Annotated in this window: 17 protein-coding genes; 11 read left to right on the top strand and 6 right to left on the bottom strand. The window is 70.1% G+C overall.

Annotated features, from left to right (window positions below; translation table 11 throughout):
- Both ABZ297_RS25675 and ABZ297_RS25670 read right to left on the bottom strand, forming a co-directional pair.
- On the bottom strand, positions 1-219 hold a 219-nt coding region (locus ABZ297_RS25675), incomplete at its 3' end, for a hypothetical protein (RefSeq protein WP_355350808.1).
- Positions 220-283: 64 nt separating this feature from the next.
- Positions 284-2,167 carry an ABC transporter ATP-binding protein gene (locus ABZ297_RS25670; protein WP_355350806.1) on the bottom strand — a complete coding sequence of 628 codons (1,884 nt, stop codon included), beginning with the start codon at positions 2,165-2,167 and terminating at the stop codon, positions 284-286.
- Positions 2,168-2,459: 292 nt separating this feature from the next.
- Between ABZ297_RS25670 and ABZ297_RS25665 the strand changes: the two genes are divergently transcribed.
- Positions 2,460-2,630 carry an SflA family class IV lanthipeptide gene (locus tag ABZ297_RS25665; RefSeq protein WP_350805042.1) on the top strand — a complete coding sequence of 57 codons (171 nt, stop codon included), beginning with the start codon at positions 2,460-2,462 and terminating at the stop codon, positions 2,628-2,630.
- A 119-nt stretch (positions 2,631-2,749) separates the two neighbouring features.
- On the top strand, positions 2,750-5,302 hold the full coding sequence (lanL, locus tag ABZ297_RS25660; RefSeq protein ID WP_355350803.1) for a class IV lanthionine synthetase LanL: 2,553 nt from the start codon (positions 2,750-2,752) through the stop codon (positions 5,300-5,302).
- Between the two features lie 26 nt (positions 5,303-5,328).
- On the opposite strand, the gene ABZ297_RS25655 is transcribed toward lanL, so the two are convergent.
- Positions 5,329-5,613: a DUF6247 family protein gene (locus ABZ297_RS25655; RefSeq protein ID WP_355350801.1), complete on the bottom strand. Its 285-nt coding sequence runs from the start codon at positions 5,611-5,613 to the stop codon at positions 5,329-5,331.
- Between the two features lie 419 nt (positions 5,614-6,032).
- Here ABZ297_RS25655 and ABZ297_RS25650 point away from each other — a divergent pair, with 419 nt between their 5' ends.
- The 8 genes from ABZ297_RS25650 (at position 6,033) to ABZ297_RS25615 (ending at position 11,083) form a co-directional block, all read left to right on the top strand.
- Positions 6,033-6,965 carry a hypothetical protein gene (locus ABZ297_RS25650; protein ID WP_355350799.1) on the top strand — a complete coding sequence of 311 codons (933 nt, stop codon included), beginning with the start codon at positions 6,033-6,035 and terminating at the stop codon, positions 6,963-6,965.
- A 251-nt stretch (positions 6,966-7,216) separates the two neighbouring features.
- Entirely contained in the window at positions 7,217-8,095 is an 879-nt protein-coding gene (locus ABZ297_RS25645) for a DMT family transporter (RefSeq protein ID WP_355350797.1), read from the top strand.
- Positions 8,096-8,212: 117 nt separating this feature from the next.
- Positions 8,213-8,671, top strand: a complete 459-nt coding sequence (locus ABZ297_RS25640) for a hypothetical protein (protein WP_355350795.1) — start codon at positions 8,213-8,215, stop codon at positions 8,669-8,671.
- Between the two features lie 149 nt (positions 8,672-8,820).
- Positions 8,821-9,081 carry a hypothetical protein gene (locus tag ABZ297_RS25635; RefSeq protein ID WP_355350793.1) on the top strand — a complete coding sequence of 87 codons (261 nt, stop codon included), beginning with the start codon at positions 8,821-8,823 and terminating at the stop codon, positions 9,079-9,081.
- A gap of 59 nt (positions 9,082-9,140) precedes the next feature.
- Positions 9,141-9,560, top strand: a complete 420-nt coding sequence (locus ABZ297_RS25630) for a metalloregulator ArsR/SmtB family transcription factor (protein WP_355350791.1) — start codon at positions 9,141-9,143, stop codon at positions 9,558-9,560.
- Between the two features lie 109 nt (positions 9,561-9,669).
- Positions 9,670-9,993: a multidrug efflux SMR transporter gene (locus ABZ297_RS25625; RefSeq protein ID WP_355350789.1), complete on the top strand. Its 324-nt coding sequence runs from the start codon at positions 9,670-9,672 to the stop codon at positions 9,991-9,993.
- A complete protein-coding gene (locus ABZ297_RS25620; RefSeq protein ID WP_355350787.1) occupies positions 9,990-10,535 on the top strand; it encodes a TetR family transcriptional regulator in 546 nt (181 codons plus the stop codon). The genes ABZ297_RS25625 and ABZ297_RS25620 overlap by 4 nt, the downstream gene beginning before the upstream one ends.
- Positions 10,536-10,597: 62 nt before the next feature.
- Positions 10,598-11,083, top strand: coding sequence for an inorganic diphosphatase (locus tag ABZ297_RS25615; protein WP_355350785.1), 486 nt, complete (start codon positions 10,598-10,600; stop codon positions 11,081-11,083).
- 60 nt (positions 11,084-11,143) lie between these two features.
- Here the strand turns inward: ABZ297_RS25615 and argG are convergent, their stop codons facing one another.
- Positions 11,144-12,592 carry an argininosuccinate synthase gene (gene argG / locus ABZ297_RS25610; RefSeq protein WP_355350783.1) on the bottom strand — a complete coding sequence of 483 codons (1,449 nt, stop codon included), beginning with the start codon at positions 12,590-12,592 and terminating at the stop codon, positions 11,144-11,146.
- 359 nt (positions 12,593-12,951) lie between these two features.
- Between argG and ABZ297_RS25605 the strand changes: the two genes are divergently transcribed.
- Positions 12,952-13,692, top strand: a complete 741-nt coding sequence (locus ABZ297_RS25605; RefSeq protein WP_355350781.1) for a DUF899 domain-containing protein — start codon at positions 12,952-12,954, stop codon at positions 13,690-13,692.
- A 245-nt stretch (positions 13,693-13,937) separates the two neighbouring features.
- On the opposite strand, the gene ABZ297_RS25600 is transcribed toward ABZ297_RS25605, so the two are convergent.
- Together ABZ297_RS25600 and ABZ297_RS25595 are read right to left on the bottom strand one after the other, a co-directional pair.
- Positions 13,938-14,870 (bottom strand): NAD(P)-dependent oxidoreductase, encoded by a 933-nt coding sequence (locus ABZ297_RS25600; RefSeq protein ID WP_355350779.1) that lies wholly within the window; start codon positions 14,868-14,870, stop codon positions 13,938-13,940.
- A 156-nt stretch (positions 14,871-15,026) separates the two neighbouring features.
- The gene (locus ABZ297_RS25595) at positions 15,027-15,911 is read right to left on the bottom strand and encodes an RNA polymerase sigma-70 factor (protein ID WP_355350777.1); all 885 of its coding nucleotides are present in this window, start codon (positions 15,909-15,911) and stop codon (positions 15,027-15,029) included.
- Between the last annotated feature and the right edge of the window lie 62 nt (positions 15,912-15,973).

Genomic DNA, 15,973 nt, shown 5'->3' with positions numbered 1-15,973 from the left:
GAAGACCGCGCCAACCAGTAATCCAGTCATTCTCTGCATGACGTCATTGAAGTCCTCGCCGCACCCCGCCTGCATGGGGGCTGGGGCGAGGACGATGTCGGGCAGCAGACCGTAACCCGTGATGTCGCCGGCGAACGCGCGCAGGTCACGCGCCTTGCTCACCGCCGCGAACCCCAGCACCGCCACCAGCGCCACGTACGCCGACGCCGTCACCACCACAGGACCTCCTCCCGGCCGGCCGGCGTCGGCAGGGGCACAGGGCCGTCTTCCGGAAGGAGCGCGGTCACGTGACCGCCTCCCGGTAGGCCGACGCCTGGAGGCTGTAGAGGTCGGCGTAGAGGCCGTCGCGCTCCATGAGCTCGGCGTGCGTGCCCTGCTCGGCGACCCGGCCGTGGTCCAGGACGTAGATGCGGTCGGCGAGCCGGACACTGGCCAGCCGGTGCGTGATGAGGACGATCGACCGGCCGTCGGCGTGCCGGCGGATGCGCTCGAACAGCGCGTGCTCGGCCCGCGCGTCCAGGGCCGAGGTGGGCTCGTCGAAGATGACCAGCGCCGCGTCGCGGTAGAACCCGCGCGCCACGGCGATGCGCTGCCACTGCCCGCCCGACAGGTCGTGCCCGCCGCGGAAGCGCCGGTCGAGCAGCGAGTCGTACCCCTGGGAAAGCTCGGCGACCACCTCGACGGCTCCGGCGGCGGCCGCCGCGTCGGCCAGCCGCTCCTCGTCGAGGGGGCGTCCCATGAGGATGTTCTCGCGGACGGTGAGCGGCCACCGGGTGTGGTCCTGCGCGATCACTGAGACGAGCCTGCGCAGGTCCAGGTCGGCGAGGTCGGCGCCGTCCCAGCGGATCGTCCCCGACTGCGGCCGGTACAGGCCGGCGAGCAGCTTGGCGAGCGTGGTCTTGCCCGACCCGTTCTCGCCGACCAGCGCGATCACCTCCCCCCGGTTCACGGTGACGCTGACGCCGTTCAGCGCCGGACGGCTCGCCCCCGGGTAGGTGAAGGTCACCTCGTCGGCGGACAGGCGGGCGAAGGCGGTCACGGCCTTGCCGGCGGTCGGCTGGACCCGCGTCGCGGCCAGCTCCTGGAAGGCCAGGTAGTCGCCGAAGTAGAGTCCGGCCTCGTACAGCCGGTTCATGGTCTGCACCAGCGCGGTGAGCGACGTCTGCCCGGCTCTGATGGCCAGCACGGCGGCTCCCGCCACCGCGAGCGGGACGACGCCGACCGCGAGCAGCGCGCCGAGCGCGACGTAGACGGCGACGGTGGCCACGCCGGTCAGCAGGTCGCCGGTCGCCTTGGTGACGGTCTTGCGGCGCGCGACGTCGAGCTGGACGTCCTGCTCCAGGTCGGCGACCTTGCCGTACTGGCCGAGCAGGAAGTCGCGCAGCGCGAACGCCCGCACCTCGGCGGCGGGCAGCCGCTCCGCCATCAGGTCCGACAGCATGAACTTGCGCCGCCGCGCGGCCGACAGCCGGTAGAAGGCCTGGTAGCCGAGCCGCGCGGTACGCACCGCGGCCCAGCCCGCGGGCACCGCCGTGACCAGCAGCAACGGCATGAGCACCGGGTGCAGGACGCCGAGCGCCACCGCGGAGGCGAGCACGCCGACGGTCCCGGTGAGCACGGCGATGGTGGACTCGACCACGGTGGCGGTGTCGGGCACGCCGTTGTCGCGGGCCCGCCGCATCGCGTTGTGGAACTCGTCGTCGTCGAACGCCGCCAGCTCCACCCGGGTGGTCAGCTCGAACAGCCGCGTTTCGGCCAGCCGTTCGACCTGCGGCTTCAGCCGTGCCTGAGCCCAGCCGGCGGCGGTCAGCAGCGCGCCGCGCAGCCCGGCGGCTCCCGCGACGAGCGCCAGGGACGGCAGCGCGGCCCGTACGCGTTCCGGGGTGGGGCCGGCGTCGAACAGCGAGGCGAGCACGTCGGAGGTGGCCACCAGTCCGTAGACGGTGAAGACGCCGGCGGCGAGGTTGCCAGCCAGGGCGATCACGGTGTCGCGCGGCCCGGCCTGCCACGCCATCCGCAGCGCGGACGCCACCAGGTACGGCAGCCGACGGGCGATCCTGCCAAGGCTCGCCGTCAGGAGTTCCTCGTCGTGACTCTGCCAGTACGCGACGGCCAGCCCTGAACTGTCCGCCGGAACGCTCGGGGGCCGCTTCGGCCAAAGCCTCATGTGGGGGGCGGGATGGGCCGGATCACCCAGCCAATCTAAGCGACCGATGTTTTCCTGTAAAGGACGATGTAAACGGATTTGTCAGCGTTCCTGGCGGCTACTTCGGTGGGCGCCGACAGGTCACAGATCGCCTATGGACACGGTGAAGGCGATATGCACATAATGCGACCGTTTGAACCACGACAAGGCATTCTCGTCGTGGTCAGGGCGCGGGTAACGGCGCTTATCAGCGCTGTCCCAGGCTCAAGTCCCCCCGTGCGGCCGTCCACAGACGGTCCAGGAAGGAGCCCTCATGTCCGTGCTTGCGCTGGAGCCCCGTGACGCCGGTGTGCTCGAGTTCGAGGACCTCGTCGTCGACTTCGAAGGTGAACTGTCCGCGCTGCTCCACGGCCCGCAGGCCTGCGTCAACACCTGCAAGCGCACTGTCTGCAGCAGCTTCCCCTGCTGCCCCTCCATCGTCTGACTCTCGCTGACGCGCGCGTGATGCGCGCGGCGGAAAGGCCATCGGTGCGCGTTCCGGTGGCCTTTTCTTGAAACGCCTGTTCGTCCGGGTCAGAGGGGTCGTTTTCGTTGGACGTGAATGTGCTCGACAGTCTTACCCGATTTGCCGAGTCGAATAGTAGGGAAATCTACGAGGACGACACCTGGATCAGCGTTCACGATCCGCGTTTCGAAATCCCCAACCAAGGCTGGAAACTGCACGTCTCCGCCCGTCCGGGAACGCTGGCGGACACCCTCGACCGCGTCCTGCCGTTGCTGGCCGCCGCCACCTGCGACTTCAAGGTGGCCAGTTCGCCCAAGATGCTCGCCGAGCTCAACTCGGGCGACCTCGACGCGGGAGCCGTGGGCAAGGCCATCACCGTCTACCCGCCGCAGGACGCCATCGTCCAGCTCGGCCACGCGCTGGCCGACGCGCTGAAGGGGCTGGCCGCGCCGCGGATCGTCAGCGACCGCCGAGTGCGCCATGACGCGCCCGTCTACTACAGGTACGCCCCCTTCGCCCCCCAGTACCGCGTCGACGACAACGGCGACTTCGAACTCGTCCTGATCGGCCCCGACGGGGAGCACCTGCCCGGCGCGGCGGGCCCCGAGTACACCTGCCCGCCCTGGGCCGAGGACCCCTTCCGCCCCGCCGCCCCGACGCCCGTCCAGACGGAGACGGGGACGGCGTCGGGGGAGGAGCCGCCCGCACGGCTGATCGGCAACCGCTATCGGGTGACGTCCGGTGTCGTGCGCGGCCCGCGCGGCAACGTCTACCGGGGCACCGACGCCACCGGCAGGCAGGTGGTGGTCAAGGAGGCCCGCGCGTACGTGGGCGAGCAGGCCGAGGGCTGGGACCTGCGCATGTATCTCCGCAACGAGCTGCGCATCCTGCGCGCGCTCGACGGCGTCGAGGGCGTCCCCGTCCCGGTCGACCACTTCAGGCACGGCGAGGACGAGTTCCTCGTCATGACCGACGCCGGAAGCCTCGACCTCAACAGGTACGTCGGCGAGCAGGGCCTGTTCACCGACGGGGGAGCCGAGCGGAACCTCGCCACCCTCGCGAACGGCGTCCTGGACGTGCTGGACGCCGTGCACGCGCGCGGCGTCGTCGTGCGGGACCTGTCGCCCAAGAACGTCGTGCTCGGCGAGGACGGCCGCTGTACCCTCATCGACTTCGGCAACAGCAGGTACGACGGCCTGCAACTGCCCGGCTGGACCCGCGGTTACAGTGTCCCCGACCAGCAGACGGGACGGCCCTCGGAGCCCGCCGACGACTACTTCTCGCTGGGCGCCACCCTGTTCTTCGCGGTCGCCGGGATGAACCCGATCATGATCGACCCGGACCCCTTCCGCAACCTCGAGCTCACGCTGCTCTGCCTGGCACGGAGGTTTCCCGGCGTCACCACGGGCATCCGGGGCCTGCTGCCGCGCCTGCTCAGCCTGGACCCCGAGGAACGCGCCGACGCCGTCGCCGACATCCGAACCGGGCGGCAGGGCCGTCCGTCGCCGGCCCCGTCCGGCGTGCGGTTCACCGGTGACCTGCTCTCCCGCGTCCTCGACCACACCACCCGCCAGTGCGTCCGCTTCGCCGAGGGCCTGATGGACGGCCCCGCCGACGCCCGCCGATCGAGCCCGCCCGTGACCAACGTCTACGGCGGCTCGGCCGGGGTGGGCATGGAGTTGCTGCACCACCCCGAGGCCAAGGCGGTCGCCGCCGACCTCGCGCGCTGGACCGCCCGGGTCATGCCGCCCACCAAACTGCCCCCCGCGCTCTACTTCGGCCGCACGGGCACGGCGCTCTTCCTCGCCGCCGCCAGGCTGACCGCCGTCCCGGAACTGGAGGCCCAGCAGCCGATCACCCTGGACGGCCGGCAGCGCGCCGACCAGGCGCACGGAGTCGCCGGGATCGGCTCGGGGCACCTGGCGCTGGCGGCCCTGGAACAGGACCCGCGCCATCTCCAGATGGCCGCCGAGTGCGCCAGACTGCTCGTCGCCGGGGACGTCACCGACTCCGAGGACGCGGTGGCGCCCGCCCAGCCCGGCTCCGGCGTGTCCGTCGAGGCGGGCTACGCCCACGGCGCGTCGGGCTGCGCGGACTTCCTGCTCTCCTACCACGAGGTCACCGGCGACCAGGAGGCGGGACAGGCGGCCAGGGAGCGCTTCGAGTCGCTCGCCACCGAAGCCGAAACCATGATCAGTGACCTGGCGGGGCCCGACGCCCGGCCGATGGGCGCGTCCTGGTGCCAGGGACTGTCCGGCATGGTGAGCGCGTTCGCCCATGCCGCGCGGGCTTACGGCGACGAGCGCTACCTGAACCTGGCGGAGCGCGGCGCCCGCGCCGGCCTGGCCATCGCCCCGCAGGCGTGGGTGGTCTCGCAGTGCTGCGGGCTGGCGGGCATCGGCGAGGCGTTGATAGACCTGGGCATGATGACGGGGGACGACGTCCACTGGCGCGGCGCCGAGGAGGTCGCCGAACTCATGCTGATACGCAGCGGCGGAACGCCCTCCGCGCCCCTCTTCCCCGGGAACGACCTCACTGAGGCCGGTTTCACGTGGAGCACGGGCGCGTCGGGGGTGCTGTCGTTCCTGCGGCGGCTCGACCGCCGCTCCGGCGCCCGAATGTGGACGGCGGGCTGGCGGCTGCCCGGATAGCGCCCGATCTACCTGGCCTGAGCCGCTCAGCGGCCGGACTGCTCGTCACAGCGGGGAAAGCGGCCGTCAACCGCAACCGGTTCGGCCACGCCTTCCTTCTGATGGCGGCCGAACTCGCTTTCAACAGGCGTTATCGAATCCAGCCACCAGCGGTTCAAAAGGTGATATAGGCGATAAAACTGGTCAGGCTTGCGTGCGGCCTCAACGGCCTCTTCGTACTCGGCGAGAAAAAGCGGTCGCCGTTCTTTCGGGAGTGCTTGGAGGATGGCCTGCGGGTCGAAGCGGGGGTAATCGACAGGCTTGTTCGTCACGCCGCCACTGTACTCGCGCGACATCGCCCCGCCACCCGGATCCGGGCTACCCGCTGGCACTTTTCCCGTCACCCGAGGTGAAGCGCCGCTTCTGTGGGGATTTCGGCATATTGCCGACTGCGAGGAGGTCGTTTCGCGATTTTTCAGGCTTGATGCAGGGATGGCGCGATTTGTCGTGTCGTTTCGGTATTGATCGGCGTCCTGTCGGACCGGTGGTCGCCATGCGGCTGATTCCCCGTCCTCGCGCCGTCTAATCCCCATGCGGACGTGTGCGATATTCCCAGACCTCCGCGTTCCCGCTTTCAGCGGTTTGCCGCGGGAGTAATCTCCCCCTTGCGATCAGTCGCTGCCGGGCGGGCGTGCACGGCACGGCGCTCGGCAAAGTCCCCAGACCAGAGTTCAGTCGAGGAGACGGCGCAATGGCGACAGACAACTCCACCGCTGCCCGGCAGCCGCTGACCGGCGATCACCTCGACCGGTTCCTGCGCGCGCTGGCCGACACCGCGGAGCAGGCCCTGGCCGCGCAGGCCGACGCCGCGCAGAACTACCGCGAGCTGGCGGCGGCCGAGCAGCGCAACCGCGCGACGCAGGGCGGCACGCCCGAGGGGCTGCGGCTCGACCCGCTGGCCTCGCTCACCACCCAGCGGGTCCTGCTCGCCGAACGGCTCGTCGACCAGCACGAGACGACGGCCAGGGCGTTCGTCGCGTGGTGGGCCGACGTGGCGGTCTGCGCGGTGGAGGCCGTCCTCACCGGAACGCCGCTGAGCCGGGGCCGGGCCGCGGCGGCCGACCCGTCCTCGTGCATGGAACCCGACGTCCTCGCCTGCCTTCCGCCCGTCCCCGACCACGATCGCCGCCTCGCCGAACTGGCGCTGCGCATGGAGGAGGACCGGATGCGCCAGGACGGCCTGCCTCCCACGGGGGCGCGGGAGCACGCCGCCGACATCGGCCTGACCACCCGCCCCGCCCCCGGAGGCGGCTACGCCCTGGTCGAGGACGGAACCCCGGAGGCCCGCCGCCGACGCCTGTGGGGCCCGATGTGGCGGGAGCACAGCATGCCGGCACTCCCGCAGACCGACGACCTGCTCCGCGCCCTGACCGCCGTCGGCGCGCCCCCGTCGGTCGTCGCCGCCGTCAGGGAGGCGTCCGAGGCGGTCGACACCGCCCTGGCCGCGAAGGCCCGCGCCATCATGCTCAACGACCAGCTGGAGGACGAGCCGCCGGACGACACCGTGCGCTACGACGACCTCATCGAAGCCCTGTGGAAGCAGGCGGACGAGCTCCCCACCCTCCTCACCGCCTACGCCCGCGTCCTGACCACCCACCTCCACACGTTGCGTCCCCCGCGCTGACGGGCTCGGCCGGCGCGCCGGCCGTCGGCGCGAACAGGTTCGTCGCGGTCGGCAGCACGCGCGGGCGTGGGGCGTGATAGCGCGGGCACCCGCTCCTGGTGGGCGCCGGTACCGGCGCGAAGCTCACCCTCGTCTTCGGCAGGCTCGCGGACCCGGGGCGGCAGCTCGAAGACGATCACCGTACGGCTCGCCTAGCAAAGGCGGCGATGGTTCGATGAAGCACGAAATATCAACGCGATACCGTCAGCTCCATGCAACAGGTCGTGGAGTCGCGGATGGACAGGCGGGCGCTCGCCGCCGCCGGCGTGACGGTCGTGCTGTGGGCGTCGGCCTTCGTGGCCATCCGCAGCGCCGTGGAGTTCTACTCTCCCGGCGCGCTGGCTCTGGGGCGGCTGCTGGTCGGCGCGCTGACGCTCGGTGTCATCCTCGTCGCGCGAGGCGAGGGCTGGCCCGCGCGTAAGGCGTGGCCCGGGATCGTCGTGTCGGGAGTGTTGTGGTTCGGCGTCTACATGGTCGCTCTCAACTGGGGCGAGCAGGAGGTCGAAGCGGGCACCGCCGCGATGATCGTCAACATCGGGCCGCTGTTGATCGCGTTGCTGGCCGGCTGGTTCCTGCACGAGGGATTCCCGCGCAAGCTGCTGGCCGGCATGGCCGTCTCGTTCGCCGGCGCGGTGGTCGTGGGGATCTCCAAGTCCGGGGGCGGCGCCTCCTCGATCCTGGGCGTGGCCCTCTGCGTGCTGGCGGCCCTGTCCTGGGCGGTGGCGATCCTGGCCCAGAAGCCCGCGCTGCGGCACGCTTCCGCGTTGCAGGTGACGACCTTCGGCTGCGCGATCGGGGCGATCGCCTGCCTGCCGTTCGCCGGGCAACTGGTGAGCCAGGTGGCCCAGGCGCCGCCGGCGGCGACGCTGAACGTCGTCTTCCTCGGGGTCTTCCCCACCGCGCTGGCCTTCACCACCTGGGCCTACGCCCTGGCCAGGACGACGGCGGGCAACATGGGCGCCACCACGTACCTCGTCCCCGTGCTGGTGGTGCTGATGTCGTGGGCGCTGCTCGGCGAGATTCCCGGCTGGCTCACCTTCGCCGGAGGCGCCCTCTGCCTGGTCGGAGTCGCCATTTCCAGGCGCAAGTGACACCGGACGGGCCCGTGACAGCACCAGGCACGGGCCCGGCCCCTGACGCGCCGAGCCCATGGACCGAGTTATACGGTGAGTCACCTCTCTTTACTCAACGTGATGTAACGTGAATATGTGATCGTGGGCTCGCAGGTCGGCAGCCTGGCACTTCATCGCCGGGTTCCGGGGGCGTTGCTGGCCCTGTTCGCACTGATCACGATTCACTTCGGGCTGTGGGCTCCCGACTGGCGTGGCGGAAGCCCCTCGGCGGGCGGCGCGGTCGCCGTCCATGTGGCGTCGCAGCCGAACGTCCTGCCCCTCGCCCTTGTGCCGGAGGCGGCCGCGAGCAGGTGCTCGGCGCTGCCGGCGGGGCACAGTCACCCGCTCGCACCCGGCACCAGTCACGCCTGCCGGAACCTCGGCGCCCGTCCCTCCAAGCCGCTGGCCGGGAGGAGCGGGCTGGTCGGGTGCCTGCTCGTGCTGCTCTGGCTGGTGGCGGCCTGCCCGCTTCCCGCGCGTCGGCGCGCGGGTGTTCTGGCCGCCGTCCCCGCCGGAACGCCGCTGCTCAGCCGTCTCTGCGTCTGCCGCATCTAGGACGACCCGGCGTCGAGCCGGTGCCTGGCCGAGTGCGTCAACTCGCTCGGCCATCCTGGTCACTTGGGCGTAACCGCCCGTGAACGGAGCTGTCCGGCCACGCCTTCTGCGATCTGTTGATCACGTCATGGATCCAGGAGCGAAGTCCCATGCGCGAGATGCACATCTTCACCGAGACGTGGGTGTTCCGGTGCCTCTGCTGCCGCGAGACCTGGCAGGACGCCTACGAGGCGCACGACGGCGGCAACGTCGTCGTCTGGCTCCGCGGCGGCGTCCCCGCCATGCCGCCGTGGAGCGAGCCGTCCTGCCACCAGTGCCGCAGCCTGTCCGTCCAGGCGATGCTGGGTGTCACCCGCCCGGCTGACGGCCCGCCGAGCCCGCGTCCCGCCTGCGAAGCGGCCGAGGACTGACGCCGTGCGCATCCCCTCCTGCTTGACGGTGACCGTATTGATCCACTTATGCTCCAAATGTGAAGAGTTCTTCAGATAGCCAGGTGGCGTCGATCGACGGATGCGCGGTCCGAGTGGTGAACGCCGAGCGGGTCGCGGCAGTGCGCACGCGCATGCCCGCCGAAACCGATGTGGTCGACACCGCGGACGTGTTCGGGCTGCTGTCCGACCCGGGCCGGCTCCGCGTGCTGATGGCGCTGCTCGAGGGCGAGCTGTGCGTGTGCGACCTGGCGGTGGTCAGCGGGCTGAGCGAGTCGGCGACCTCGCACGCGCTGCGGCTGCTGCGCGCGCATCGGGTGGTCTCGGTCCGTCGCGACGGGCGGATGGCTTACTACCGGCTCAACGACGCGCACGTACGGATGCTCCTCGACCTGGCTATCGCGCACACCGAGCACACCGACGCCATCCACCCGGAAAGAGGCCAGGAGCCAACCCCGTAGGGGCGCCGCCGGCCGGGACGCGTGTCGCGAACCTCCTGCCCACGCCGGATGTCGAGCAAGATTATGTACATTTGTACATGTACATCAGTACTACCGAAGGGGTCGACTCATGCCGTACGTGTTACTCGGCCTCGCCATCGTGGCCGAGGTGCTGGGCACCAGCCTGCTCAAGAGCACCGACGGGTTCACCCGGCTGTGGCCGACGATGGCCTGCCTGGCGGCCTACGCCGGCGCCTTCTTCGCGCTGGCGCTGGCGATCCAGCAGGGGCTGAAGGTCGGCGTCGGGTACGCCGTGTGGTCCGGCCTCGGCACCACCCTGATCGTCGTGATCGGAGCCCTGTTCCTCGGCGAGTCGATCACCGTGACGAAGGCCGTCGGCGTGGCCCTGGTCATCGCGGGTGTGGTGGTGCTCAACCTCGGCGGTGCCCATTGAGCGGCCGGCGCGACCCAGAAGGACGACGCCGCAGCATCGTCGACGCCGCCTGCCGCCTGATAGCCGAGGTGGGCGTCGGCGGCCTGACCCATCGCCTGGTCGCCGCCCGTGCCGGGGTCCCCCTGGGGGCGACCACGTACTACTTCAAGACCCTCGACGACCTGGGCGAGGCAGCTCTCGAGTACGCGGCCCAGGCGTCGGCCGAGGAGCTGGACGCCTGGGAACAGGCCCTGCGCGCCGGCACGGACGTCCCGAAGACCCTGGCCTCGCTGACCGTCGACTACCTCGCCGACCGCCCCCGGGCCCTGGTCGAGACCGAGCTCTACATCGCCGCAGCCCACCGGCCGGAACTGCGCCCCCTGGCGCACGTCTGGTTCGACGGCCTGGTCGAGATCCTCAGCGCCCACGCCTCCCCGGACGCCGCCCGGGCCGCCACGATCTTCATCGACGGCGCGCTGCTGTTCGCCCTCACCCACGACCAGCCTCTCGACGCGGCCGCGCTCGCCACCTCGCTGGCCGCCCTCCTCAACCCGCCCGGCTGAAGACCCGAAAGGGTTTATTCATCTCCGCTGCGAGTATGGGGTCGGCAGGGGGTGATGGCGAGATGCACTTCGACGTCGTCGTGGAGACACCGCGGGGGTCACGGAACAAGTACGAGATGGACGTCGCCCGGCAGCGGATCCATCTGGACCGGCTGCTGTTCACCGCCACCGCCTACCCCTACGACTACGGCTTCGTGCCCGACACCCTGGCCGAGGACGGCGACCCGCTGGACGCGCTGGTGATGGGCGAGGTGCCGACGTTCCCCGGCTGCCTGATCAGGTCTCGTCCGGTCGCGGTGTTCTGGATGCGCGACGAGCAGGGCCCGGACGCCAAAGTCCTCTGCGTGCCTGCGGACGATCCCCGCTTCGACCAGTATCAGGACATCGAAGACGTGCCGTTCTACATCCTGGGAGAGATCGGGCACTTCTTCGACGTCTACAAGGACCTGGAGCCGGGAAAGACCGCCGACGCACGCGAGTGGGAGACCCGCGAGTGCGCCGAGCGCCTGGTCGAAGAGGCCGTCCTGCGGTATCGCTCGGCAGGCTGACAGCTTCACCGCGCCGCCGACATACCCCGGATCGTCGGGGTATGTCGGCAGCCTCGTTGGTCAGTCGGTGCCGGACTCCATCGCGGCGTGATCGAGCAGCTCGTCGTCCTCGGGGACCTCGCCGCGGGAGGCGATCGCCTCGGCGCCGCCCTCGGGCATCGCGCCGATCAGCCCGGTCGAGGCCGCCTGTGCGGCGCCGATCAACGCCGGGTGCGAGCTGCCGACCATGCCGAGCCGGGCGTACTGCTCGAGCTTGGCGCGAGAGTCGGCGATGTCGAGGTTGCGCATGGTCAGCTGGCCGATGCGGTCGACCGGCCCGAAGGCGGAGTCCTCGGTCCGTTCCATGGAGAGCTTGTCGGGGTGGTAGCTGAACGCCGGCCCGGACGTGTCGAGGATGGAGTAGTCGTCGCCGCGACGCAGCCGCAGGGTCACCTGGCCGGTGACCGCCATCCCGACCCAGCGCTGGAGCGACTCGCGCAGCATCAGCGCCTGCGGGTCCAGCCAGCGGCCCTCGTACATCAGCCGGCCCAGTCGCCGCCCCTCGTTGTGGTAGCTGGCGAGGGTGTCCTCGTTGTGGATCGCGTTGACCAGCCGCTCGTACGCCGCGTGCAGCAACGCCATTCCTGGCGCCTCGTAGACGCCGCGGCTCTTGGCCTCGATGACCCGGTTCTCGATCTGGTCGGACATGCCCATGCCGTGCCGGCCGCCGATGGCGTTGGCCTCCAGCACCAGGTCGACGGCGGAGGCGAACTCCTTGCCGTTGATCGTCACCGGACGCCCCTGCTCGAAGCCGATCGTGACGTCCTCGGTGGCGATCTCGACGGCAGGGTCCCAGAACCGCACGCCCATGATCGGGTCGACGATCTCGATGCCCGCGTCGAGGTGCTCAAGCGCCTTGGCCTCGTGGGTCGCGCCCCAGATGTTGGCGTCGGTGGAGTAGGCCTTCTCGGTGCTGTCGCGGTAGGGCAGGCCGTGGGCGAGCAGCCACTCGGACATCTCCTTGCGGCCGCCGAGCTCGCTGACGAAGTCGGCGTCGAGCCACGGCTTGTAGATCCGCAGGGAGGGGTTGGCGAGCAGGCCGTAACGGTAGAACCGCTCGATGTCGTTGCCCTTGAAGGTGGAGCCGTCGCCCCAGATCTGGACGTCGTCCTCGAGCATCGCGCGCACCAGCAGGGTGCCCGTGACAGCCCGACCGAGCGGGGTGGTGTTGAAGTAGACGCGGCCACCGGACCGGATGTGGAACGCCCCGCAGGCCAGGGCTGCGAGCCCCTCCTCCACGAGGGCCGCCCGACAGTCGACGAGCCGGGCGATCTCCGCGCCGTAGAGCGTGGCGCGCCCGGGGACCGAGGCGATGTCGGGCTCGTCGTACTGACCGATGTCGGCGGTGTAGGTGCACGGCACTGCACCCTTCTCGCGCATCCACGCGACCGCTACCGAGGTGTCGAGGCCGCCGGAGAAGGCGATCCCGACACGTTCGCTGACAGGCAGGGAGGTGAGTACCTTGGACACGAGTAGAAGTATATACATAGCAATGCATGGCCATGCAAGACGCCGGGCCCGCAAGGTTCTGTGTCGGTCGGCTCGCCCGGCTGCTCCTCCCCGCCACCCGGCCGCTCAGATCGCCGACCGTGATCGCGCGGCATTGCGCCGGATTTGCGCACGCGGCAATCCGGTTGACCGATGGGGTGGTTTTGCGCACGTCCCGCTCATGGGGAGGGGTGACAATTCGCGGTCGTGATGTTTACGTTTACTCAGCTCAACGTACGGCGGGTGACCGCCTGGTCGGCCCGCCGATATGGGCCGATGCCGGCGGTCGCGAGTTCCTACGGTTTGTCCGCGACGTGTCCTTTCACTGTGAGGAGAACATCATGACCGACCCGCGCGTGGTGTCCCGTGAAGAATGGCTGGCGGCCCGGCTGAAGCTGCTCGCACAGGAGAAGGAAGTCACGCGAATGCAGGACGCGGTCACCGCGCAGCGCCGCGAACTGCCGATGGTCCGGATCGACAAGGAGTACATGTTCGAAGGACCGGCGGGCAGCGCGCGTCTGGTCGATCTGTTCGAGGGCCGTCGCCAGCTCATCGTCTACCACTTCATGTTCGATCCGAGCTGGGAGGAGGGCTGCCCGAGCTGCTCGTTCGCGGTCGACAACATCGGTCGTCTGGGTCACCTGCACGCCAGTGACACCGCGTTCGTGATCGTATCCCGCGCGCCGTCGCCGAAGATCGAGAAGTTCCGGGCGCGGATGGGGTGGACGATCCCGTGGTACTCCTCGGCCGGAACCGACTTCAACTACGACTTCCACGTCACCAATGACGAGTCCGTCGCACCCGTCGAGTACAACTACAAGGACAAGGCGACGCTGGAACGCGAGGGAATCGCTTACTTGGGGGCGGGCGAAGCGCACGGCCTGAGCGTCTTCTTCCGGGAGGACGACGCCGTCTTTCACACCTATTCGACGTACGGACGCGGCCCCGAATTCTTGTTGAGCACGTACCACTATCTGGACCTGACACCGCTCGGCCGGCAGCGCTATGTCAACGAGTTCCCCTACTACGACACGTACAGCGATGAAGCTGGCCATTCGCACCATGAGCCCGGCTGTCACTGAGTGATCGAGCCGATCCCGTCACGGCGCACCGACCCGAGCCCCGTGACCGGATCCCATCGACCAGCCGCCGGTCGCCCCCGTCAACGGGCGACCGGCTTCTCACCCACAGGCGGCAGGAACCGCCCCTCACCGTCAGGACGGCCGCCGATCTCGGCGAACGGCGAGACGGGCACGGCCTCGCTCATAGTGCCCAGGATCCGGTAGGCGATCGCGAACAGCAGCGGCTCGGGGAACCACGGCCCGGGTCACGCCAACTCTTCCTTGAAGCCCTGCCGCCACGAGGGGTAGCGCAGCTCCCAGCCGAACTCCCGCTTGGCCTTGGCGTTGGAGAAGCCGCGCCCCTCGGTCATCATCGTCACCGCCACCTCCCCGGCCAGCGGCCGGGCCAGCCAGGTGGGGAACCGCATCGGCCGCTTCGCTCCCGCGCACGCGGCCAGGTAGGGCAGCCACTCGCTGGCCGGGGCCGGCTCGTCGTCGACGATGTTGAACACCCCCCTCGCCCTCTGCTCCACAGCCAGGACCGTAGCGCTCGCCGCGTCGTCCAGATGCACCCACGAGCAGTAGCCGGCGCCGCCCCCGACCACCGGGAACTGCCGCTTGCGCACGGGCTCGACCAGGTCGTCGGTGGCGCCCGGCCCATAGAACCAGCCGTATCGCAGGACCGCGCCGCCGGCCTTGACGACCACGTCCTCGACGTGGCCGATCGCCGTCATCCCAGGCTGCGCCGGCGTCCCCGTCATCGGGTCCACCGGGTCCTGCTCGGTCTTCACCCAGCCGCCCTTACGGATGCCGTTCCAGGCGGCGTAGCCCTGCGCGATGAAGTTGGTCACGCCGGTCGCCTCCGCGGCGGCCAGCAGGTGATCCGTCCCCTCGGTACGCAGCCGGTTGGTGCCGGCGAACCACTGATCCATGTGCTTCATATCGGGCTTGCCGGCGTGCGCCACGGAGATCGCGGTCATCTGGTGCACGATCACCTCCGGCTGGGCCTTGGCCACCGCCTCACCTACCGACACCGCGTCCAGCCCGTCCATCACGACCGCCTCGGCGCCCAACTGCTCCAGCAAACGCACCTTGGCCGCGCTCGTCGTCGTAGCCGTCACCTGGTGACCCCGGGCCACCAACTGCGGCACCAGCCGGCGCCCCAGAACCCCGCTCCCACCAGCCACGAACACCCGCATGACCATCACCTTTCCGATCCCGGAAACTGTCTTCGAAACCCGAGACGAGACAGCCCGCCCATCTGTGACATGCGGCCGGAAAGCAGCTGGGAGAGGATCGTCGGCAGCGCCACCTGGGACGAACCCGCGACAAGTCCGGCTACTGGGTCGCCGGGCTCAGCGGCTCACAGTGATCTCCCGCTCCATGTGTGACAGCTTCTCGGGATTGCGCACGGCGTAGAGCCCGGCGATGAGGCCGTCCTCGATGCGCACCGCCACGACGGTGTCGACCTCGCCGTTGAGCTGGAGGATCAGCGCCGGGTAGCCATTGACCTGCGCTGGCCGCAGCGACGTCGGGTCGGTGATGTTGCCCAGCAGGTCGGCCACCCTGTCAGCTCCCACGATGGGCACCAGCGCGGCCTGCTTGATTCCGCCACCGTCAGTCAGCAGGACGACATCGGGCGCGAGAATGTCGAGCAGGCGTTGCAGGTCGCCCGTCTCGATCGCTCGTTGGAAAGCCTGGAGCGCGGCCCGGGTCTCGGCCGGGGAGACGGTGCCGCGTGGCCGGCGCGCCGCGACGTGCGCCCGCGCCCGGTGGGCGATCTGGCGGACCGCGGCCGGGCTCTTGTCGACGGCTTCGGCGATCTCGTCGTAGTCCAGATCGAACACCTCGCGCAGCACGAACACCGCCCGCTCGGTCGGCGCGAGCGTCTCCAGCACCAGCAGCATCGCCATCGAGACGCTGTCGGCCAGCTCGACGTCCTCGGCCACGTCGGGCGTGGTCAGTAGCGGCTCGGGCAACCAGGGGCCGACGTAGGACTCCTTGCGCCGGCCGAGAGTCCGCAGCCGGGCGAGCGCCTGACGGGTGGTGATCCGGACCAGGTAGGCACGCTGATCCCGCACGGTGTCGAGGTCGACGCCCACCCACCGTAGCCAGGTCTCCTGCAGGACGTCCTCGGCGTCGGCGGCCGAGCCGAGCATCTCGTAGGCGACGGTGAAAAGCAGGTTGCGGTGGACGAGGAACGCCTCGGTGGCGGGGTTCGGGCGGTCACTCTGTCTCATGTCGTCGCCGCGATCTTCGGGCGCTGTCTGCGGCGTGCCGGCCATGGGTGGCTCCTGTTCGC

Source organism: Nonomuraea sp. NPDC005983 (assembly GCF_040614375.1).
Taxonomy (GTDB): domain Bacteria; phylum Actinomycetota; class Actinomycetes; order Streptosporangiales; family Streptosporangiaceae; genus Nonomuraea.
This window is presented reverse-complemented; position numbering and strand designations above follow the sequence as displayed.

What these genes read in the sequence shown, in the direction of transcription:
- ABZ297_RS25670 (WP_355350806.1), bottom strand. Translation starts at nt 2,167, where the DNA reads ATGAGGCTTTGGCCGAAGCGGCCCCCGAGCGTTCCGGCGGACAGTTCA.
- ABZ297_RS25665 (WP_350805042.1), top strand. Translation starts at nt 2,460, where the DNA reads ATGTCCGTGCTTGCGCTGGAGCCCCGTGACGCCGGTGTGCTCGAGTTC.
- ABZ297_RS25650 (WP_355350799.1), top strand. Translation starts at nt 6,033, where the DNA reads ATGGCGACAGACAACTCCACCGCTGCCCGGCAGCCGCTGACCGGCGAT.
- ABZ297_RS25645 (WP_355350797.1), top strand. Translation starts at nt 7,217, where the DNA reads ATGCAACAGGTCGTGGAGTCGCGGATGGACAGGCGGGCGCTCGCCGCC.
- ABZ297_RS25635 (WP_355350793.1), top strand. Translation starts at nt 8,821, where the DNA reads ATGCGCGAGATGCACATCTTCACCGAGACGTGGGTGTTCCGGTGCCTC.
- ABZ297_RS25625 (WP_355350789.1), top strand. Translation starts at nt 9,670, where the DNA reads ATGCCGTACGTGTTACTCGGCCTCGCCATCGTGGCCGAGGTGCTGGGC.
- ABZ297_RS25615 (WP_355350785.1), top strand. Translation starts at nt 10,598, where the DNA reads ATGCACTTCGACGTCGTCGTGGAGACACCGCGGGGGTCACGGAACAAG.
- ABZ297_RS25605 (WP_355350781.1), top strand. Translation starts at nt 12,952, where the DNA reads ATGACCGACCCGCGCGTGGTGTCCCGTGAAGAATGGCTGGCGGCCCGG.
- ABZ297_RS25600 (WP_355350779.1), bottom strand. Translation starts at nt 14,870, where the DNA reads ATGCGGGTGTTCGTGGCTGGTGGGAGCGGGGTTCTGGGGCGCCGGCTG.
- ABZ297_RS25595 (WP_355350777.1), bottom strand. Translation starts at nt 15,911, where the DNA reads ATGAGACAGAGTGACCGCCCGAACCCCGCCACCGAGGCGTTCCTCGTC.